The organism is Alteromonas profundi (genome assembly GCF_010500865.1).
Classification (GTDB): Bacteria; Pseudomonadota; Gammaproteobacteria; order Enterobacterales; family Alteromonadaceae; genus Alteromonas; species Alteromonas profundi.
Window position 1 is genome coordinate 36,910 of sequence record NZ_JAAAWN010000012.1, and the last position, 21,294, is coordinate 58,203.

The following is a 21,294-nucleotide window of genomic DNA, read 5'->3' on the forward strand; positions in this document are numbered from 1 at the left end:
ATTACTCGGGTGCACGTTGGCGCAGACGGTATAGCTCCAATCTTGCGTATCTGTGCTCAACATAATCGTACACATTAGTACTTAGCGCTAATTTAAAATAATTAGACGCAATACCGCTATTTCCTCTCTGCTGATGGTATTTGCCTAAATAGAAGTAGGCTTCGCACAGTCTATCGGTTAAGCCGCGCTGGCTTTTGACCCCATTAAGCAGAGAGTTTAATACATCGTTTTCACTCTTAAGCCCTAAATACATATCAACAATGCTGGTAGCCCAATGGTCGTTATTTAACGCTGGACGTACGCCTGCTAAAAAGGATTCGCCTTGCTCAGCAGAGACTTCATAGTTGGCAAAGTATGCCCATAACGCACGAAAGGGGTCGCTAATATCTTCTTTTGCAAAGGTATCAAGATCTTTAATGGCCAGCTCTGCCCTACCGCCGTAATACAATGCAATACCGCGATTAAGAAAAGCAAAATGGTAATCTGGATTAATTTCTAATGTAGAGTCAAATGCATCGTAAGCTTGAATAAACTCACTTTGCTGAATGAAGTGAATGCCGAGTGAGTTGTACGCTTCGGCCAGATCCGGTTTTAGCTGTATCGCTTGATTGTAATCAAATTGCGCTAAACCAGACAACCCAACACTGTCATAAAGCATGCCGCGCTGAAAATGCAATTCGGCTTTATCGTCTTCTGACAATGCTGTACTGGTTAATATTTGGTTGTAACGTGCAATAGCCATTTCAGAACGCGGATTAACGGGCGCCGGTTCAGCAAGTAATAAGTTTCCCATCTCGGGTTTTTGGCTAACTTCTGGTGTTTGAGCACAACCGCCCAATAATCCAACAAACAAAAGAAAAAAAGTGAGACTAACGTTTCTGCGCATGGTAAAAAGCATACTTCAAGTAAGAAAATAAATTCCGCTAAAGAATAGTGCGACAGCGGCTACATAAGCCGCAACCTTCTCGCATTTAGTATAAAAAGTAAAGTCTATTAGCGGCGATAAGCAGGTAGCTATGACAAATAACAATATAAAATTACTTATTGAAAAGGCCTACAGTGCCCAACAACATTCTCACTCTCCTTATTCTAGCTTCAAGGTAGGAGCAGCGCTCATTTCAGATAATGGCGACGTTTTTTCGGGCTGCAACGTAGAGAGCGCTGCATTTCCCCTAGGGCAATGCGCAGAAGCAACAGCAATTGGCAATATGGTTACCCATGGTGGAAAGCGTATATCTCATATTGTGATTGCAAGCCCTAACGATGATTTTTGCTTTCCCTGTGGAGGATGTAGACAAAAAATTGCAGAATTCGCGCCGGACGACACCCCGGTTACCATGGTAACGAAAACAGGTGAAACTCACGATACTACCATTGGCGAACTATTACCTAACGCATTTCGAGCGCATGCTTTAGATAAATAACAGGCTGTCACACCCGCCTAAGGCATAAAAAATACGCTAGCTACTACGTGAGGTTAGCTAGCGTATTTTATTTTTCTTTTTTATCTCTATTACGATCGTCTTGCTTTTTATTAAGCTTAGCTGCGGCCACAAAGGCTATAAAAAATAGCGCAAAAATTACTACCCCAACCCATATAAGTATATTAACCAAAAAGTCCATAATTCACTCATTTAAGGTATCCAAGCTACCAGTCTACTCTTTTTATCCAGCGAACAGAATAAAAGCGCGGTATTCAATTATATAGACACCATAGTAACGCGGTTGGGAGGGGGTTCGGTAATCAGGCTTGAATGCTTATAAAAAAACAAGAAAGGATAACCGTATTAAATAGACAGTTTCTTCTTTTATTGTTTTGCGCGCTAAGTTACAAAAAGCCAGCTTGTGCTCAAGCCGAGGCTTATACGTGGATCTAATTTCTAGATGAAACGCCTATAAGGTACTATGTATATGATAATTAATAGCGAACCAGGGATAGGAATCGATGACTGAACGGAAATTACCAAGACCCGATAAATATGCATCTTGCCCAAGTGAAGGAAAGATACTTGAGTACTATGCAGGGACATTTGACACAGTTTTTGTCGCTTTCCATCAATTTTATGATAAAGGAAAAATTAGTTCTAAAGAGTTTGAGGGGGATAATTGGCCTGCTAATCCTGAAATTAGGGATAAATGCAGTAGCGTAACTTGGAGTGAAATATTGAAAATCACAGGCATACCTAGTTTGGCTGATTTGGATGCTGGTCTAAGAACTTATATCAGCGGCTTAAAGAGACAGTTTGAAAATAGAGATACAGCGAAAGCAATAAACGAACTTAGTGACAACATTGTTATACCTGCTGAAGGGTTTATTTGTCCGTTTGTAGAGGGAAAGCTACTCAATGCCTTGTTTTCGAATGGTGAAAAGTGGTTGTGGGTTGGTGATGAGTTCGGAACAGAAAGAAAACTATGGTGGATTGAAGACCTTTTGAGTAAAGAGGTGATACCGTCTTCGGCATGTAGCTATATTCCTGACAAGAGCATATCAGTCACGACACATTGGGATAGCCATTGCACTTTTATCTGTGGTAACGGAGATAAAATTAGAAAAATATTAAATGACGCTGATTTGGAAGGATTCTACTGCGACGAAAATACAGAGGTATATTGGGGCCTTCACTAAAAAACTAGGGCGTTCTTTCGAACGCCCTAGTTAGAAGTCCCACGTATAAGCCTCGGCCTGGCTTTTGCTGGCTACGTTTAATTTATTTTTTCTGCCTTGCGGCCAGTTTTTCTAACTGCTCGTTCGTGGCAGGCAGCTGATGGTTTTCTTTCCATTGTGAGTATGGCATTTTGTAAACCACTTCACGCGCCGCTTCGTAATCCACATCTTCCCCTTGCTCACTGGCGGCAGCGGAATACCATTTCGCCAAACAGTTGCGACAAAAATCGGCCAAAATCATTAAGTCAATATTTTGCACATCTTTGTTTTCATCTAGGTGCGCAACTAAACGACGGAAAACCGCGGCTTCAATCTCGGTCTGCGTTTTTTTATCCATATTTCACCTTTAAACCTATAATTTTTAGCAAAAAAAGGGAGCTAAGCTCCCTTTCTATAGTATCTTAATTTAGCGTACTGAAGGCGCACTATGCGCCTTACGCTTACTCTGCGTCGTCAGACTTTGGCGCAGGCTTTTCAAGAAGCTCTTTAATGCTAAGACGTACACGGTTTTGGCGATCGATTTCCATCACCTTCACGTCTACCATTTCACCTTCTTTAAGGTAATCAGAAACCTTATTTACACGCTCATGAGCGATTTGTGAAATGTGAACAAGGCCTTCTTTGCCAGGTAGTACTTCAACAAAAGCACCGAAATCTACGATACGGGTAATTTTACCGTTGTACGTTTTACCCACTTCGATTTCTGCAGTAACCTGTTCAATCTTGCTAATGGCAATGTCCGCTTTCGCGCGCTCGGTAGCAAAGATTTTAATGGTACCGTCATCTTCGATTTCGATATTAGTGTCAGACTCTTCAGTAATTTGACGGATCATAGCACCGCCTTTACCGATAACGTCGCGTATCTTATCTTGGTCTACTTTCATCGTGTAGATACGTGGCGCGAATTCACTAAGCTCTTCACGGTGACCGCCAATCGCTTCGTCCATCACTTTAAGAATATGCAAACGTGCTTCTTTAGCCTGTTTAAGGGCTATTTGCATAATTTCTTTAGTAATACCTTCAATCTTGATGTCCATTTGAAGTGCAGTAATACCGTCGGTAGTACCTGCTACTTTAAAGTCCATATCGCCAAGGTGATCTTCATCACCTAAGATGTCAGACAGTACAACAAAGTTTTCATCGCTCTTAACAAGCCCCATTGCGATACCCGCAACAGACGCCTTAATAGGTACACCAGCGTCCATAAGGGCAAGTGAAGTACCGCATACAGAGGCCATAGATGATGAACCGTTAGATTCAGTGATTTCTGATACCACACGTACTACATATGGAAAATCTTCTTCACTTGGCATTACGGCTTGAATACCACGCTTCGCGAGACGGCCGTGACCAATTTCACGACGCTTAGGCGAGCCAATCATACCTGTCTCACCCACACAATATGGAGGGAAGTTGTAATGCAACATGAAGCGGCTATCGCGACGACCTTGAAGTTCGTCAATCATCTGTGCGTCACGTTCAGTACCTAGCGTAGCTGCAACGATTGCTTGGGTTTCACCACGGGTGAATACAGCAGAACCGTGAGTACGTGGTAAAATGCCGGTGGCAACGTCTAGCGCACGAATCATCTTAGGATCACGACCGTCGATACGAGGCTCGCCCGCTAGGATACGTGAACGAACAACATCTGACTCTAATTCGTGAAGCAAGTCTAACACTTCTTTAGGATCTTGTTCTTCGTCTTCACTAACAATGGCATCAAGTGCTTTTTCTGTTGCTGCGGTTACTGCATCTTTACGCGCTAGCTTGTCAGAAATTTGGTAAGCAGCAATCATTTCTGCTTCAGCAAGAGCCTTAACTTTTTCTTTAAGGCTGGTATTTTCTGCTTCTGGCGTCCAATCCCATTTGTCGATGTTTACGTTAGACGCAAACTCGTTAACCGCTGTAATAACTGTTTGCAGTTGCTCGTGACCGTACATTACGGCACCAAGCATCACATCTTCAGATAGAACGTCAGCTTCTGACTCTACCATTAATACCGCACCTTCAGTACCAGCAACAACAAGATCCAATTCACTAGATTCTTGCTCTTCAGCACGGGTATTTAAAATATACTCGCCATTGCTATAACCCACGCGCGCTGCACCGATAGGACCATTAAATGGAATACCAGAAATTGCAAGGGCTGCAGAAGTACCAATCATTGAAATAATGTCAGTAGGAATATCTGGGTTTGCCGACATTACTGTAATAACAACTTGTACTTCGTTTTTGAACCCTTCTGGGAACAATGGACGAATAGGACGGTCGATGAGACGCGCCGTTAGCGTTTCGCCTTCAGAAGGACGACCTTCACGCTTGAAGAAACCACCAGGGATTTTACCCGCAGCATAGGTTTTTTCTTGATAGTTTACTGTAAGAGGGAAAAAGCTTTGATCTGGCTTGGCTTCTTTCTTACCAACAACCGTGACCAACACAGCAGTATCATCCATACTTGCCATGACGGCTGCAGTTGCTTGACGAGCAATTACGCCCGTTTCTAGAGTTACAGTATGCTGACCATACTGAAATGATTTAGTAATAGGAGTCACTATTTGTCCTTTAATTTCAATCTTTATTTATCGCTTATAATCGCGGCGCATAGTATAGCCATGAACCAGCGCTAATACCATTAACAAATTTTTTTGCGCGAATAATTTCGCTTCGCTGCACCGCATTTTTACCTGATCCTTCGATGTTTTTAGAAATCAACACCCAAGGTTAGTATACGTGTGCCTTAGGCAATACCGAGCCCTGTAGGTTCAACAAGGTTACTACCACGATTACACTGTAGCGTATATGGGGTAGTTTTGCGTGCAAACAGGGTATTCAGCGTTCAAATAACCTAATAACGGGATACAAAACTAACCAATTATGCAACGCTGTGTTTTATTACATTTTATAACGGTTAATGCGCCCGTATAACACTATATAAATTGTTCCTGTGAGATCCAATGTTCTATACAAGAATTTTATCGCTTCCTGTGCTCTTAAGACTAAAACCCGCTAGATTGCGTTGTAATTGCCTCAGGTTGGTTTTGCGCCTGTCCCAATGCACTTTGTTGGCTACTTACATCTTCTTTCATCGCCTTGAACCAAAGGCTTAACCAATCTGAACACATTTTATGTTCAAGTTCATGGGCTTCAACGGTAGGACAAAAAAGACTGACTTTAACAACCACCTTCGCCAATTCGTTGGTTTTTATTTCAACTTCAGGGTCTATGCGGATAAAGTCTTGCTCGAGATGACGTTCAATCAACCCCTTGTATCGTTCAGCTACGTCTCTGAAATATTCACAATGAGCCTGTGCCCGCGCGTGGAATGCGGGCAATAAACTATACGCATTAACCGTAGGTTCGTTAACAATTTCAAAAGAATGTAACTTATACCGACGCAAAAAGTTGAGATTGCGTACCGTTTGGGTAACCAGTTGGCTATTAGGTACATACACGTGCTTACCGGTATAATTAAACGTTTCTTTATCTACCTCTAACAGCGCGGTTTTAGCCCAGTCCATTTCAACTACTTCGCCGATAACACTGTTCATTTGAATCCAGTCTCCTACCCTAAATGGGCGGGCGCTTAAATAGTAAATGAACCCCATAAAACACTGAATAAACTCTCGGGTAGCTAACACAATGGCCACCATAAAAGCGGCAATAGAAATAGCTAATTTTTGAATTTCAGTAGACCACACCACCATCAACAAAATGATGATCAGGGCATTACCTAACTGCTCCATAATGTTAATTTGGTTGCGTCTATCTTCACCTTTATTCGAGCTACGCATTTTTATTAACCGCAGCAACCCTTTTTTGAAGAAATGAAGCACTATCAACAACATTATTGATGCGGCCAACTTATACTCGCTAACGAAGTTTGTTACGTATTGCCACATTAATGTGTAGTCGAACACATTCTCCATCAAAGCACCCCGGTTAACTCTCTGAAAATAAAAAAAAAGCGCTGTTTAAAAACAGCGCTTTTATTATGAAGCAAGGCACGGTTAGGCACAATGCCGACCAGTTATACTTTACGTTATTAACTTAGTCGCGAATTTGTCCTTCACCGTTCACCAAGTATTTTTCAGCCGTTAGCGATTCAAGTCCCATTGGACCATAGGCATGCAGTTTCGTGGTTGCAATACCAATCTCCGCCCCTAAGCCTAACTGACTACCATCTGAGAAACGAGACGATGCGTTCACCATCACCACACTGGCGTCCACGGCGCGCTGGAATAGTTTCGCACTATCGGCATTTTCAGTACAAATAACTTCTGTATGGTTACTTCCAAAATCAGCTATATGATCCACTGCCCCATTGAAGTCATCCACTACCTTTATGGCAATTTCAAGGCCTAAATATTCCTCACCGTATGCATCATCTGCGATAACATCTGCGTCTTCGAAATACTCGCTACCTTTACTGTTAACATGTACGGTCACGTTATGCGCTTTTAATTCTTTCGCCACACTTGGTAAAAAGTCGGCAGCCACTGCTTGGTGCACCACCAGCCCTTCTAGTGCGTTACACACTCCAGTACGCTGGGTTTTACCATTAAGTAGTAGGGCTAGCGCTTTGTCTAGGTCAGCGTCTTTATCAACATACAAATGGCAAACACCTTTAAAGTGCTGAATAACCGGTACTTTCGCATTATCGGTTACGTAATTTATTAGCCCTTCACCGCCGCGAGGTATAATCACGTCAATATAATCACGCTGTTCCATTAACTCTTGCATAAGCGCACGGTCAGGATTAGGTACCACAGTAACCAATGCCTTAGGCAAGTCGTGCTGTTCAAGCACGTTCTGCATTAACTCTGCAATGGCTAAACTTGTGTCTAACGCTTCTTTACCACCACGTAAAATAACCGCATTTCCCGACTTAAAGCACAGCGCGCCTGCATCTGCTGTTACGTTAGGACGTGCTTCGTAAATCATGCAAACAACGCCTAGCGGAATACGCATTTTTTTAATCTCAATGCCATTAGGGCGCGTGCCAATCACCCTTTCTTTACCTACTGGATCATCAAGGTCTACAATAACTTCAATGCCTTCGGCCATGGACTCTATGCGCGCATCATCTAAAATTAAGCGGTCTATCATGGCATCATCTAAATTATTTTCTTTCGCTCGAGCCACTTCTTTTTCATTAACCGACTTAATTTTGTCTTTATTAGCACGGATAGCGGCAGCCATATCCTTCAATACGGCATTTTTTTTCGCTTCATCTAAAATAGCTAATGTTTGAGCAGCCTTTTTAGCCTGCTGTGCTAATTCTGTAATAATACTCATTCTTTCTCCAAATTTGCTACGTGCTGATCAGAAATGATAGGGCCAGTTTTTTCTTCGAATTCACTGGCGAATTCGTCATTATCCTGATTAGCAATAAAATTAAGTAAACAACTGCTGTAATTCGATTTTGCTTTAACCAACTTGGTTCCATCTTCTTTACGAACCAATATGGTGTCACCCACAGAGAATTCACCCTTTACATCGATGATTTCACTACTGGTAAGTTGTTCACTGTCACGTTCGAGTGATTCATCAAAGTCACCTTCAACGATAACTTCACCTTGCGCGTTTGATGTATGGCGCATCCAATGCACGTTCTCTAGCATTGGTTTATCGTACGGGCTGAAATGAGTACCTGGGTTTTCTCCTTTCAACAACATATTAAACGATAACTCAGTAAAGCCATTAATAATGTATGTATCGATACCATGAGATACGGCTTTTTCCGCGGCCTCAATTTTGGTACGCATTCCGCCAGTACCTACGCCACCTTTTGCCGCGCCTCCAGCCATTGCATAAATGCTCTCATCTATCGTATCTACGCGCTTCAATAGTTTCGCATCATCATGATCATGCGGGTTTTTATCATATAAGCCGTCAATATCTGAACAGATGATAAGCGCATCCGCGTCGGCCGCTGCGGCTACCATAGCAGACAAATTGTCGTTATCGCCTACTTTAAGCTTATCGGTCGTCACAGTATCGTTTTCGTTAACGATAGGGAGAATATTATGGTCAAGCAAACTAAAAATAGTTTCTCTGATACTTACATAACGTTCTCTATCACGTAAATCCGCGTGAGTTAACAACATCTGTGCCGAGGGAAAGTCAAACAACTTATCCCACGTAGATATCATTTCGGTTTGGCCCGCGGCAGCCATTGCCTTTTTAACCGCGATATTCGACTTTTCTTGGTCTGGGAACATGTGCGCACCAGCGGCGACAGACCCAGAAGATACTAAAACCACCTGAGTACCGGCAGCTCTACAACGAACAATGAACTGGGCGATGCTCAACAAGTAGTGGCTACTGCACCCCTGTTGATTCGGCGCAATTAATGCACTGCCTACTTTAATGACTACGCGTTTCCAATTCGGATGACTCATAATATTTACTTTCACCTTAAGCTTGTTTAACTGCTAATTCACTGTTGGTTTCTAAAGAAAGTGCTTGTGCTGCCTATACACAATGGGAAAACCCCTTAACACTTACAAAAGGGGCGCACAATCACGCGCACCCCTTTGAAAACTTTTACTAACGCTTTACGTCCTAAGCACTACGGTGCTGACGCTACGTGGCGCGCTTATGCCACGTGTAACAGACATATAAACCAAACAGTACCTTCGCAGCACCGCGAATAGCTTGCGGCAACTGCCTTGCAATGAATGCCCAATTTATACGGGCATACCACTACAAGTGGATTAAAAATGGCTAAAACGCCAACTCCTGTACTATGATTTTCACTCTATCCATTTTTAGTCTATCTATTTTCGTTTTGCCGAAGATGCTCGAAAAACGCCATTATTTAAACATCGGTTACTATTTATTAATAAGGCCAACAAAAAACTACCCTACTAGCGAAAAGCCCGTATATATTAAATTGAGCAAAAATGATTAGAGCTCTAATAATATATAGCGTTGTAAGAAAATTTCAAGCTCGATTTTTATACAACACGAACAAATATAACGTCTTAACCGAAAAGTGAATCAAATAGTTTCACGGACAATAGGTAACTCAAATAACCATTTTTAGCTATATTTATCAACATATTACCAAATTATACCCAGCATTGTGAAACACACCCACTTGCCTCGCTAGCGCCTATTTCAGCGACCTAATAGCATCAGCACTATCATTTATTATTAAAGTTTCATTAGGCGAGTATTTGAACAAATTAACCTTAAGGGAAAGCCTTTACCGCTTGACTGTCATTAAACCGCGAGCACAAAAAGCTACGTCTCTAGACAGCGTTAGATTGCGCGATTTTTATCCATACCCCCCCATTTTTATACTTAATTATAATTTCGGGTGAAGGTAATCTTTATCGTTGAAACTTTCCTTATTACTTATAAATGCTGTGGTTTATTTTAGTTGTGTAGTTAGCTAAGCATAGTCTCTGGAGTGCGATCACCTAGCTTGTTTAGTGAAAGGTGTTCATGGCACTACCGATTCTGAAATCAACATAGATATGCATTAGCTTATGATAAGGGTGTTAACATAAAGATAGCCGGTTGCGGTTTAAGGTATAAAGCGTATTTAATAAATCCAAGGTGAATAATAAATCTAATGTGAAACACCCCTTACCTATCGTAAAACTAAAAAGCGAATTAACCCAACCTAAAACATTAGACGTTAGTATTAACCCTTAAAATGGTTACTAATCAATCACTTTTGAAATTTTCACGCAGTGAAGCAAATATTTCAAACTTTCGGTAAATATGAAACAGTGGCGGCAATTGGATAACCTCCAACCACCTAAGATGTTTTCCCCCTCGTCTACATCAAGTATCTACCACGCTCCTTAACAAACTTGATATACCGCTATAAATCAACAAGTTAAGGAATTTTAGCTAGGTATGCGTTTGGTCAACGTTAAAAACGTTTTATTCATTGTGATACGGTACATAAATTGAATGTATAGCGAGTAAGCTTTTCTGTATCTAACGAAATATGCTGGCACTACGCAAACACCAGCACAGTTACATTTTTCTTAACGTTAGTTTTACAGCGATTTTTTGCGGTAGTTTAGGAGGACTTATGAATAAGTCAGACAATGAAAACCTCAGAGCGAAGATAGCACCGACAGATCAAGTGCAAGTCGCAGCAATATTTGATGACAAGCATCAAGCTGAGACTACTATGCAGCAATTGACGAAATCTACTGAGGTTGACAGTAGCCAGGTAGCGCTAATTGATGCCAGTGACAGTAAGTTAAGTGAAAAATTAGAAAGAGAAAGCAAAGCCATTGGCAAATCTCTATGGAATTCCCATTTAGTCCTCGGCGGCGTTGGGCTACTAATTGGCCTAATAGCAGCATTCTTGCTTGTAGAGTTTGGCCCTGCACTTACCCAACAAAATCCGTTGTTTACGTATATAGCGCTTATCAGCCCCGGCATCTTCACAGGGCTATTTGTCGCGGGTCTTGCTGGGCTACGCCCAGACAGGTCGGAGATTGTGCAGACGGTGCGCCATGCTGTTAGGCGAAACAAGGTGGCGATAGTGGTCAATTTGAAAAAATCACAATCAGTATCTGATATTGCCGAATTTTTAAATCATCGCGCGAAAACGGTGGTTGAAGCGGTAAGGTAATTGAGAGGCGCCTCGCCCTCTCCACCCCTAGGCGGTCTGCGCGATAAAAAAATCGCGTTAAAAAATAAAGTAGCGTTGTAAAGCTGTGCAACGGAAACTAGTAAAAAAAAAGGGCTAATGCCCTTTTATTCTTTTATTGCGTGGATTGCGTAGCAGATTACCAACCTATCTCTTTACGCTCACGAAAGAATTTTCCATTAGGGCCATTTGCATCATGAGTAGCAAGCCATATAGCGGTATCTGCACCTTCTTTAGGCGATGTGGGCGCATCTGAGCCTCCCATGCGGGTGTGTACCCAACCTGGGCAGGCTGCGTTAATCGTTACATCTACATCTTTTGGGATAGTATTTGCTAAATTAACGGTAAGCGCATTTAACGCAGCTTTGCTTACAGCATAGGCGGTCGGCCCTTCCATACCCTGGTGAAAACTTCCCCACCCTGAGGACATATTAACTACCCTGCCATAGCCGCGCTCTATCATACTCGGTAAGGCCTGCTGTATTAGGGTGAAAGGGGCAAAAGTATTCACTTGCAGGGAGCGAGTTAAACTCATGGTATTTAGTGATTGCCACTTAGTATCGTCTAGTTCACCTGCATTATTAATAAGTACGTCAATAGGGCCGTAAACTGCTTCTGCGCGTACATAAGGGTCGATAATACCCTGTTCGTTGTTTAACGGCATTTCAACAACATGTACATCACCGCCCACAATATCTTTTTTCGCCGCTTCACCTTTCTCTTCTTCTCTACAGGCAAGCAGTACCTTATACCCCTTTTGCGCAAAAGCGCGCACAATTTCTAAACCGATCCCACGATTCCCGCCTGTCACCATGACATTTTTCGTCATACTTCTTCTCCTTTACGTGTTTGCAGGTTGAATGAGCGCGCTTAGCCTTGCAGAAAGCATAAAACATACAGGTAGAATTACCGCCCATATCGCGCATAGTACAATATAGGTAGTGGTAACAGGATAGCCCAGATCAACTGCGCCCAACTTTGCCCCCGCAATGTAGCTTAAGGGGGCAAATAAACCGCCAGCCAGAGCCGCAATGGGTAGCGAACCTCTTAGACTGGCTAAACTGTGGGTTAGTGTTGCTGCAAATGCCCCCCATAAAAGAACGAGCCAAAAGGGGATGAACCATTGCCCCATACTGCTATCAGCCACTACCGCCTTGCTAAATATGAAAATCCCACTCATAGTTAATAGAGAGTCGATACAAAAACCTATTGCCATTATCGTAATCATCAACAATCCGTCTTCTCGTCGTGTTGGCGTTAACAATAGCCAGAGGGCAAATAACCCAATAACCACAACTATTGCACTAGACTGAAAGAGGATGACGAGCCACCAGATGGTTTGAAACCAGATGAAATTGAAAATGTTTAACTGCATTTTTCTCGCCATTAGTACTCTCGCATCGACGTTCGCTCTCAAGCGCGTTGGTAAAAGTTAATACGTTAATGCCTTTTTCATAGTTCATACCTGCTTTTAATCATACTAATAAACGAAAACCGCACTTTACCAGTACCAATTGTGTATCTAATAGCAAGCAAAGGATGTGTGAAAGATGAAAATGGTTAAGTACTACGTAATAGGTGCGATATTAGCGTGCATACTATCTTGGTATAGCAACTACATTGTGGTTAGCGTTCTCTTTGCGTGGATTGGTTTTTCACTCATTGCCGTAAGTAGCGCATACCTTCTTAGGTATCCATCTTTGTTTAGAAAACGCGAAGATGGTTCCATTCCCCTTTACATTCGCTGGATCTTTATTCCCTTTCTACTAGGCAGTGGTCTTTACAACGAATATGCAAGACGTACCGATAAGGTTCCCCCCTTACAAAAAATAGGCGATAAACTTTTTTTGGGCTGCCGTATGTCTTCACAACACGTTGACCTGCTTCGTGAAAACAACGTTGATGCTATCTTAGACGTTACTGCTGAGTTTGACGGCTTAGACTGGACAGCTTATCAGGAAAATTTTGCTTACCTTAATATCCCTGTTCTTGATCATACAAGCCCAACGAAAGAACAACTCATGCATGCCATTAACTGGCTCGATCAGCAAATAGCCGCAGGCAAAAGCGTAGTGGTTCACTGTGCTCTCGGTCGTGGACGTTCTGTGCTTGTAGTGGCGGCTTATTTATTAGCGATAGACAACACCTTGTCGGTAAAAGATGCGTTAACAAAAATTCAATCTGTACGCTCTACTGCACGATTAAACAAGCGGCAATTAAAAGCCTTAAGCAGAATAAAGCATGGTGGCGAGCTGCGGTTGACTAAGAATTTAGTATTGATTGCCAACCCTGTAGCCGGAGGCGGCAAGTGGGATGTTGAACGGGGCGAGATTCTTGCCCAACTAAATGAAAAGTTTTTCGTAGAAGTGTTAGAAACCACCCCTGATGAAAATGGCGAGGTATTAGCGCATCGTGCTATGGAAAAAGGGGCCGATATTATCGTTGCATGTGGCGGTGACGGCACTATTACCGAAGTTGCGACAGCCGTGGCAGGCAGCGAAGTTGCCTTGGGTATTATCCCACTTGGCACAGCGAATGCGCTAGGACAAGTGCTGCATGGCTATACCAGTAAAATCGTTCCTATCAGTATTGCCTGTGATGTGATTGTGGAAGGCCACACCACCACTATAGATACCGCTCGCTGCAACGGTAAGATGATGTTACTTGTTGCCGCGGTAGGGTTTGAAGAAAGAATGATTTCTGCAGCTGATAGAGAACAAAAGGACAGCGGCGGACAGTTTGCATACCTTCGTGGTTTGTGGGAGGCAATTTCAATGAATGACGACCTACACTTTACTATTCAATTCGACGACGAACCTGCACAATCTATTCATACCCCTAGTCTCGTTATCGCCAACGCGGCCCCACTAACCACTGCGCTAGCACAAGGCGGCGAGCCGCCAGATCTCACCGATGGAAAGTTAGACGTAACCTGGTTGGCGCCTCAAAGTAGGGCCGACAGGCAGTTTCTTTCTCTCGCCGAACTGGTGTTTAGTACCACCGAATCTAAGCTGACTTCAGAAACCATACAACACACGCAAGCGCGTTCGATTCGTGTGTCTTTCGACCAAGAGATTTCATATGCCGTAGATGGAGAAATCTATCAGGGCAGTGAAGTTCATGTGGAGACAAAACCAAAAAATTTAAAAGTTTTAAGCCGAAAAGATTAGAACAAGGAACATTAAGCGAATGTCTACCAGCAATTTCGATACATTAACCAGCTTTTTAAAAACACGCTTTCATGATCAAGCTGAATATTTACAAGCAACAAGCGAAGTACTTAGCGATATTATACCCATTTACAGCGCTAACGAACGCTATAAACACTATGATATTGCACGGCGTCTATGCCTTCCTGAGCGTATTATTTATTTTACTGTTACCTGGATGAACAGCGCCGGGGAAGTAGAAGTTAATCAAGGTTGGCGTGTACAACATAATTCAGTAATGGGGCCCTACAAAGGAGGCTTACGGTTTCATCCATCAGTGTCTCTTTCGGTGCTTAAGTTTTTAGCGTTTGAACAAACCTTTAAAAATGCTCTCACTGGCCTCCCTATGGGCGGCGGCAAAGGTGGTGCAGACTTCAATCCTAAAGGCCGAAACGAACGAGATATTATGCTATTTTGCCAAGCCTACATGCGGGAACTACAACGTCACATTGGTGAACAAACCGATGTTCCAGCCGGTGACATTAATGTTGGCGCACGGGAAATAGGTTATTTGTATGGTGAATACCGTCGTTTAAATAACCGTTTTGAGGGTGTATTAACCGGCAAGGGGCTTGAGTTTGGGGGCAGCCATATACGTACAGAAGCCACAGGATTCGGCTTGGTTTATTTTCTAGACGCTGTGTGTACGGCGCAAAATACAACGGTTGAAGGTAAAAAAGTAACCATCTCTGGTGCTGGGAATGTAGCACTTCATGCGGCATTAAAGTGTGTTCATATGGGAGCAAGGGTACTCACCCTCTCTAACAGCCGAGGCTTTTTGTATTGTGAACACGGCTATTCTGAAAATGATATAAACTGGGCTATTGAACACGCCAGTCAATATGACAATATTCTTACTGCGCTGAAAGAGCATAGTCAACACCCTATGAACTGGTACTCCAATGAAAAACCATGGGGTATTAAAGGAGACATTGCCCTTCCTTGCGCTACACAAAATGAACTGCTTGAGGAAGACGCTCAACACCTCCTCGCGCACGGCTGTCAAATGGTATTAGAAGGGGCTAATATGCCCTGCGACCAAGATGCACAAGCGGTTTTTAGTCAAAACAACATCACCTTTGTTCCCGGCAAAGCCGCCAATGCAGGTGGCGTTGCCCTTTCGGGCTTAGAAATGGCACAAAACGCGGTATTTTCACAAGATGATAGAGATGTGCTAGATAATAAGCTTCGCAGTATTATGCAAAATATTCATCAGCGCTGTTTGGAGGAAGGGCAAACGGATTCTAATACCAATTACGCCAGAGGCGCAAATATCGCTGCATTTAAACGTTTGGCGGAAGCCATGGTGGCACAAGGCGTATAACCTCGCTAAACATGCAAAACGTTTTGAGCAATTGTTCAGGGTGCAGTGTAATTTATGCACTGCATTCTCGCCATAATTCACCCGAGGCTTTCCATTTTATAAAAAAACCGTTAATTTTCATTGAATTGTGATTACAAATAAACTGGAACAGTTCTCGCATTTACCTCAATAGTACACCACTTATATTGAGGACTACCCATGAAGATTTTTGAAGCTATTCGTCAAGATCATGAAAAGCAACGACTGTTGCTGAAAATTTTAGCGGAAACAAGCGGAGATACGGCAGCCCGACGTGAATACTATCAAGATTTAAAAGCGCAAATTAAGGGTCACGCCGTGGCAGAGGAGCGTCACTTTTACGCTAAGCTTATCGACAAGGAAGCAGCGCCCGACTTACCCCGACATGCCATCGCAGAACATCATGAAATTGATGAGATCCTTGAGAAGTTAGATGAGACCGAAATGAGCTCCCCTGTTTGGTTAAGGTATTTAAAAAATCTACAAGAAAAAGTAGAGCATCATTTAGCCGAGGAGGAGCAAGAGTTTTTTCAGGTTGCAGGTCGCTTACTGAATGAGTTTGAAAAGGAAAGTCTTGCTGATGAATATAGAGAAGAGATGGCACAAGAGTTGGTAGCAAACTAGCATCTATTCAGTGTTAAGTTCCCAAAATAAAAAAGGTCAGCATATGTGCTGACCTTTTTTGTAACTGTCCGTCTTACGCTATTTTTTCGCAATAATATAGATTGCATGGATCAAGCCAGGGAAATAACCTAACAATGTCAGCAGAATATTTATCCAAAAATGCGCGCCTATACCTACTTGCAAAAATACGCCTAGCGGCGGAAGTAAGATTGAAAGGATAATGCGAATAATGTCCATAATAATTTCCTTGTTCTTGAAGTAATTTCACGGTTAACCAACTTATAGCGTAAAAAAACACTACTTGTAGTCAGCATAGCCTATGTAATGCATATTCGCTGCCAACTGCAAAAGAAAATTGTAATGGGCCCGCCCACGCGGCCATTATGCTGCCCACTACCTTATTGGTATACGGCGCACCACGAAACAGAAAAAGTAAAAATACACGTTCATTCACTATCTCCAATGTAAGGCACTACTGAGGGTGATAGCCAAACCAAGCAGCGAGCCTTTTGCGAATGAGAAATAAAAATAAACCGATAATTAGCGCCACTACCCCCGTCCAAAAATCTAGCACCCCGCGCCATAAAATATCACCTAACTCCCCTACTTTTCGGTAAACTACCTGGAGGCGATCGACTTCAACATTAACACTTAACGTTTCAGCGGCTTTTGGTACATGGGCACCTGAGCAGTCCGGTGTTTGGAAAAGCTTGATATCAGCACTTACTCTAAACATCCCAGCTTTTTTCGGTGTCAGCGTGAAGCGCACTGTAGAGCCTGTTGGATGAATCTCAAAGCAGCTATTAGTATTTGCTTGCGCTTCAATATCAAAATCGGGGGCCCGAGGCGTAACGAGGACAAAATCAGCGATGGCGGGGATGTGTGAAGTGTTGATAGCGAAGTCATCGGGTGTAGCTGTTTCTTGGTCAATCCCCCCTATCCAAACCCGCAGTTCTCCTTTGATGCCCGGTATTTTCATATTTTTATCGACAGCTAACTCTACCTTGTAAAGCTCATCTACAGACGCTGAAGGTGCACTTCCAGCTATCGGGATTACTTCAATATCAATATTTGCGTGCTCCATGTCATCGTAATGACTTATAGACATAGCTGCGTCTGTTTCGTAATGCTCATCTCCATTAGGCGTAGGTAAATCAGGTGCGTAGTTGTTGTCGGGCGACGCTCCACCTATCGACGGGCGTTCGCCAATGGGCTGTGGTTCAGTGGGCGTCATTGGGCTAGCGGGGCGACGGGATGCTGTTTCCACCGCGGACGCTGGGGGAGGCGGTGGTGGCGGTGGCGGTGGCGGTGGCATACTAGCTGGCTCACCGGAGTCTTGGCCCTGTGTTAATAATAGCGACCTCTTCCTTACCTCCATGAATACTATTATCTTTAAAAGGCGTTAACGCGCAGGAGGAAAGTGAGCAGCATATGAAAAGCACGCCTAAAAACGATTTTAGCCCCGGCGCCGCCTTTAAAAAAAAGACAGGGTAAGGGGTTTGGCGGCTGCGAAGAAGGAAATCACCAAGTGAAAGCATAATAGTAACCATGTTTGTGTTTGGCTAACTCGTCTGTAGACCACTTTACACTTAGCACGATAATACTAGCTTTAAGCTTATTAGAAATTAGCACCCAAACCAATGATTTGCAAACATCGCCCTCAAAATAAACCTGCTGATCTCACCTTCCTCAGCGCTAGAATATTATAGACATGTCCGTGACATGGATGTCTTTCGAGAAAACTTTTGAAAATTAAACGCAGCGTATTAGGGCAACGGTTTAAAGCTACCAAGCTAATGCTCTCAAAGCGTTAGTTGCTATAGGGCGATGAATGCAACCACTCTTCTAAGTTGCTACGGGCGAGAGGACGGCTAATATAATATCCTTGTACAACATCGCATCCCCACTGCTGCAGCATCGCTAACGAATCCTTATCTTCTACCCCTTCGGCAACAACCTTTAAGTCAAAGGCAGTGGCTAAGCCTAATACCGCGCGCACAATTTGCTGGTCATCTTTGTCGTTAGCTAATGCCAAAATGAAGCTCTTATCTATTTTGATGGTTTTTACCGGCAAATTTTTCAAGTAAGCGAGTGACGAATACCCAGTGCCAAAATCATCGATTGCGAAATGAAAGCCTTGCGCAGTTAAAGAAGATAGGTTCTCGATTGCCAATGAAGCATCGGCCACTAAATCACTTTCGGTAATTTCAAGCTCAAGTGACGCTGGCGATAACCCCGCTCCGGCAAGTATCCTCACCAACTTATCCAATAGCTTTTTATTTTGGATATCTTGGGTTGAAAGGTTCATTGCCACGGTGAACTCATAGCCTTGTTGCCTAAAATAAGCCAAATCACTAATCGTTTGATTCATGACCCAGGTGGTAACCTGCTCTATAAGACCTGCTTGCTCAGCAATAGTAATAAACTCATCCGGCGGGATAAACCCGAGGTTAGCATTGTTCCATCTGATCAGGGCTTCCATGCTACACACTTTCATGGTCTGAACATCTATTTTGGGCTGATACACCATGGAAAGTTCATTTTGCTTTGATGCCAATGCACGCTTTAATTCGGTAGTAATGGTCAAACGTCTTACGTACCGCGCTTCTAAATCAGGGCGATAATGGACGCACCAGTGCCCTGTATGAATTGCTTCATCAGAAACAATATTCATTTTTCGAAACAATTCTTCACTGCTATTGGCGTCTTCTGGGCATTTCACTACGGCCATAGCGATTTTAATAGGAATAGCTATAAAGTTGGTTTCTACGGGTTGCTCAATAATATGCTTAAGCGTTTCGAGTTGCTCTGCAGTGAGCGGTGTCTGTGTAATGTATAACACTTCCCCGCCAGCTAGCCGTGCCGATGTTCCTGGCCACCGTAGAAGGCGCTCTGCAATCGTTCTTATCGCATTGTCCCCGTTAGAGTACCCATATAAATCGTTGATTGTACGAAATCCAGTGACGGTTATTGCAACAACCTGCAAGGTTTTTTGCGCTTGCATTTGTTCTTCAATGTACTGTTCTACATAGTTTCTATTGAACAACCCCGTCAATACATCATGCTGGGCTTGATAGCTAATTCGCTGTTCGCGCTGCTGAATCCTCTCTTGCATGCTATCTACAGCTGTCGCAAGCGCCGAGATTTCTTTTAAATTCGAATTTTGATTCGTCACAGCGCCGTATTCACCCTCGGCTACCCGGTTTACCGCTTGTACTAAGTTTGATACTGGCCGACTTACATTGCGTGCCAATAACATAGAAAATCCAAGTGCAATGACTATTGCAATGCTAGTAACAACAAGAATGGATAACTGAATATGTGTAAATGACCTATAGGTCTCTGAAACATCATTGGCAATAGTGATGTTAACCGCTAGCGCATCCATAAAAGGAAGCGAACCTGGCCGAACAATATAAGTATGTTGCTGATTAAACGTAACATCAATCCAGCTTGGAGACGTGTCGCTTGCCAGTATATGTTTGGCATCTTCTAACGGTAAGCTAGCTGTTAGCAAGTGGTTATCGTGCCTACTGCTAATAATAATCTCAGCATCTACAAGCTTTTTAAGGTCTTTTAATAGCTTCTCATCAAATTTAATTCCAATTATCAAATAATAACGAAGCGTAGGGATTTCTACAGGAAAAAGACTTAGGTGCACCAATGTATCGTCGATGAGAAAATAATCACTTTGCCGATTATTGCCGGCTAACAGGGTGCTTGCGGGGAAGTGCTCACCAGGACGAACTAACTCGGTATGAGAAGCAATGACCTTATGATCTAGGTCAACTAACGCCATAACATCAGTGTCAATACGTTTTGCGTAACTAGCAAACGCGGTTTCAATAGACAGTCTGTCTGCAGTGCCTACTGCGCGCCTAAAGTCGTACGATTTTGATAATACATTCGATACACTGTTTATTAGAACCTGGCGATCCTTAGTAAGACGATAGAAAACCTTTTGAGTAATCTCAATATCGTGGTCGATATTCTGTTCTACCAATTCGTTCGCCGACTGCCATATAGAGGCAACGATTAAAACGGCCGCAGTTAGAATGCCAATTAAAAGGGTTCTAAACAGACTTTGAGTTAGGGAAATTTGCACGCTAGTGCTCCTAGCGAGTTTGAGTTTGCATGTTTATTATTATCGTTTCGCTTACACAGCCCTTAGCATAGCCCAATTAAACTAATACGAATAGTGTTTACCCCACCCTATTTAACCAATTTATAGTATGAGTGAATCGTTGCCATAAATTTTTCTCTAAATTTATGGCAACTAGGATAAATACAATGGCTGGATACAAAAAAACCCGTATATCTACGATATACGGGTTTCTAAATTGGTGCGGAAAGCGGGACTTGAACCCGCACGAGCTATGCTCACCACCCCCTCAAGATGGCGTGTCTACCAATTCCACCACTTCCGCTAAAACTTAATTTGGTACGTCAGACGTATTTTCTTCCACCTGAGGAACATCATCCCCGGCTACCGGCGTGTCAACGACAGGTACATCTTGATCAGCTGATGTTTGAACAGGTGCTTCAGCTGCTGGAATTTCTAAATTTTCCCAGTCATCTACAGCACTTTCTTTATTCGCTGTTAACGCGCCAAGCGTTAAACTAATAAAGAAGAACAAACCGGCTAGAATTGCCGTGGTTCTGCTCATAAAATTACCTGAACCTGAAGAACCAAATACTGTGTTAGAGCCGCCACTACCGAAAGAAGCGCCCATATCTGCACCTTTCCCCTGTTGGATAAGTACAAATCCAATAAGCAGTAACGCTACAACCAAATAGGCTACAAGTAGCACTTCATAAACCATAATTACCT

19 protein-coding genes and 1 tRNA gene are annotated in these 21,294 nt (G+C 42.9%); 6 read left to right on the forward strand and 14 right to left on the reverse strand.

What is annotated here, in order from left to right; all coding sequences use genetic code 11:
• Nucleotide 1 precedes the first annotated feature (1 nt).
• Entirely contained in the window at nt 2–886 is an 885-nt protein-coding gene (nlpI, locus tag GTH32_RS10390) for a lipoprotein NlpI (protein ID WP_163085465.1), read from the reverse strand.
• 130 nt (nt 887–1,016) lie between these two features.
• On the opposite strand from nlpI, the gene cdd reads away from it, so the two are divergent.
• A complete protein-coding gene (gene cdd, locus GTH32_RS10395) occupies nt 1,017–1,424 on the forward strand; it encodes a cytidine deaminase (RefSeq protein ID WP_163085467.1) in 408 nt (135 codons plus the stop codon).
• A 67-nt stretch (nt 1,425–1,491) separates the two neighbouring features.
• Here cdd and GTH32_RS19630 read toward each other — a convergent pair whose 3' ends face one another.
• A complete protein-coding gene (locus GTH32_RS19630) occupies nt 1,492–1,623 on the reverse strand; it encodes a hypothetical protein (RefSeq protein WP_281360035.1) in 132 nt (43 codons plus the stop codon).
• A gap of 322 nt (nt 1,624–1,945) precedes the next feature.
• On the opposite strand from GTH32_RS19630, the gene GTH32_RS10400 reads away from it, so the two are divergent.
• Nucleotides 1,946–2,626 (forward strand): DUF2711 family protein, encoded by a 681-nt coding sequence (locus tag GTH32_RS10400; protein WP_163085469.1) that lies wholly within the window; start codon nt 1,946–1,948, stop codon nt 2,624–2,626.
• An 82-nt stretch (nt 2,627–2,708) separates the two neighbouring features.
• Here GTH32_RS10400 and GTH32_RS10405 read toward each other — a convergent pair whose 3' ends face one another.
• The 5 genes from GTH32_RS10405 to proB form a co-directional block, all read right to left on the reverse strand.
• Nucleotides 2,709–3,002, reverse strand: coding sequence for a DUF1244 domain-containing protein (locus tag GTH32_RS10405; RefSeq protein WP_163085471.1), 294 nt, complete (start codon nt 3,000–3,002; stop codon nt 2,709–2,711).
• A gap of 103 nt (nt 3,003–3,105) precedes the next feature.
• Entirely contained in the window at nt 3,106–5,217 is a 2,112-nt protein-coding gene (gene pnp, locus GTH32_RS10410; RefSeq protein WP_163085473.1) for a polyribonucleotide nucleotidyltransferase, read from the reverse strand.
• A 444-nt stretch (nt 5,218–5,661) separates the two neighbouring features.
• Nucleotides 5,662–6,591 (reverse strand): mechanosensitive ion channel family protein, encoded by a 930-nt coding sequence (locus tag GTH32_RS10415; RefSeq protein ID WP_163085475.1) that lies wholly within the window; start codon nt 6,589–6,591, stop codon nt 5,662–5,664.
• A gap of 121 nt (nt 6,592–6,712) precedes the next feature.
• The gene (locus GTH32_RS10420; RefSeq protein WP_163085476.1) at nt 6,713–7,960 is read right to left on the reverse strand and encodes a glutamate-5-semialdehyde dehydrogenase; all 1,248 of its coding nucleotides are present in this window, start codon (nt 7,958–7,960) and stop codon (nt 6,713–6,715) included.
• Complete coding sequence (gene proB / locus GTH32_RS10425; RefSeq protein WP_163085478.1) at nt 7,957–9,066, reverse strand: glutamate 5-kinase; 1,110 nt, start codon at nt 9,064–9,066, stop codon at nt 7,957–7,959. Before proB ends, GTH32_RS10420 begins: the two co-directional genes overlap by 4 nt.
• A 1,652-nt stretch (nt 9,067–10,718) precedes the next feature.
• Here proB and GTH32_RS10430 point away from each other — a divergent pair.
• The gene (locus tag GTH32_RS10430; RefSeq protein ID WP_163085480.1) at nt 10,719–11,270 is read left to right on the forward strand and encodes a hypothetical protein; all 552 of its coding nucleotides are present in this window, start codon (nt 10,719–10,721) and stop codon (nt 11,268–11,270) included.
• Nucleotides 11,271–11,427: 157 nt separating this feature from the next.
• Here the strand turns inward: GTH32_RS10430 and GTH32_RS10435 are convergent, their stop codons facing one another.
• Both GTH32_RS10435 and GTH32_RS10440 read right to left on the reverse strand, forming a co-directional pair.
• Nucleotides 11,428–12,117: an SDR family NAD(P)-dependent oxidoreductase gene (locus GTH32_RS10435; RefSeq protein WP_163085482.1), complete on the reverse strand. Its 690-nt coding sequence runs from the start codon at nt 12,115–12,117 to the stop codon at nt 11,428–11,430.
• Between the two features lie 12 nt (nt 12,118–12,129).
• Nucleotides 12,130–12,663 carry a DUF2878 domain-containing protein gene (locus GTH32_RS10440; protein WP_246223225.1) on the reverse strand — a complete coding sequence of 178 codons (534 nt, stop codon included), beginning with the start codon at nt 12,661–12,663 and terminating at the stop codon, nt 12,130–12,132.
• Between the two features lie 175 nt (nt 12,664–12,838).
• On the opposite strand from GTH32_RS10440, the gene GTH32_RS10445 reads away from it, so the two are divergent.
• From GTH32_RS10445 to GTH32_RS10455, 3 genes are all read left to right on the forward strand, one after another.
• On the forward strand, nt 12,839–14,458 hold the full coding sequence (locus GTH32_RS10445; protein ID WP_163085486.1) for a diacylglycerol kinase family protein: 1,620 nt from the start codon (nt 12,839–12,841) through the stop codon (nt 14,456–14,458).
• Nucleotides 14,459–14,477: 19 nt separating this feature from the next.
• Nucleotides 14,478–15,821, forward strand: a complete 1,344-nt coding sequence (gene gdhA, locus GTH32_RS10450) for an NADP-specific glutamate dehydrogenase (RefSeq protein ID WP_163085488.1) — start codon at nt 14,478–14,480, stop codon at nt 15,819–15,821.
• A gap of 198 nt (nt 15,822–16,019) precedes the next feature.
• Entirely contained in the window at nt 16,020–16,463 is a 444-nt protein-coding gene (locus GTH32_RS10455) for a hemerythrin domain-containing protein (RefSeq protein WP_163085490.1), read from the forward strand.
• A gap of 78 nt (nt 16,464–16,541) precedes the next feature.
• Here GTH32_RS10455 and GTH32_RS10460 read toward each other — a convergent pair whose 3' ends face one another.
• The 5 genes from GTH32_RS10460 to secG all read right to left on the reverse strand — a co-directional run bounded on the left by GTH32_RS10460 (nt 16,542) and on the right by secG (nt 21,286).
• On the reverse strand, nt 16,542–16,700 hold the full coding sequence (locus GTH32_RS10460; protein WP_163085492.1) for a YqaE/Pmp3 family membrane protein: 159 nt from the start codon (nt 16,698–16,700) through the stop codon (nt 16,542–16,544).
• 235 nt (nt 16,701–16,935) lie between these two features.
• Nucleotides 16,936–17,778, reverse strand: a complete 843-nt coding sequence (locus GTH32_RS10465; protein WP_163085403.1) for a hypothetical protein — start codon at nt 17,776–17,778, stop codon at nt 16,936–16,938.
• A gap of 495 nt (nt 17,779–18,273) precedes the next feature.
• Nucleotides 18,274–20,568, reverse strand: coding sequence for an EAL domain-containing protein (locus tag GTH32_RS10470; protein ID WP_163085494.1), 2,295 nt, complete (start codon nt 20,566–20,568; stop codon nt 18,274–18,276).
• 236 nt (nt 20,569–20,804) lie between these two features.
• Nucleotides 20,805–20,890, reverse strand: a tRNA-Leu gene (locus GTH32_RS10475).
• Nucleotides 20,891–20,896: 6 nt separating this feature from the next.
• Complete coding sequence (gene secG, locus GTH32_RS10480) at nt 20,897–21,286, reverse strand: preprotein translocase subunit SecG (protein ID WP_163085496.1); 390 nt, start codon at nt 21,284–21,286, stop codon at nt 20,897–20,899.
• Between the last annotated feature and the right edge of the window lie 8 nt (nt 21,287–21,294).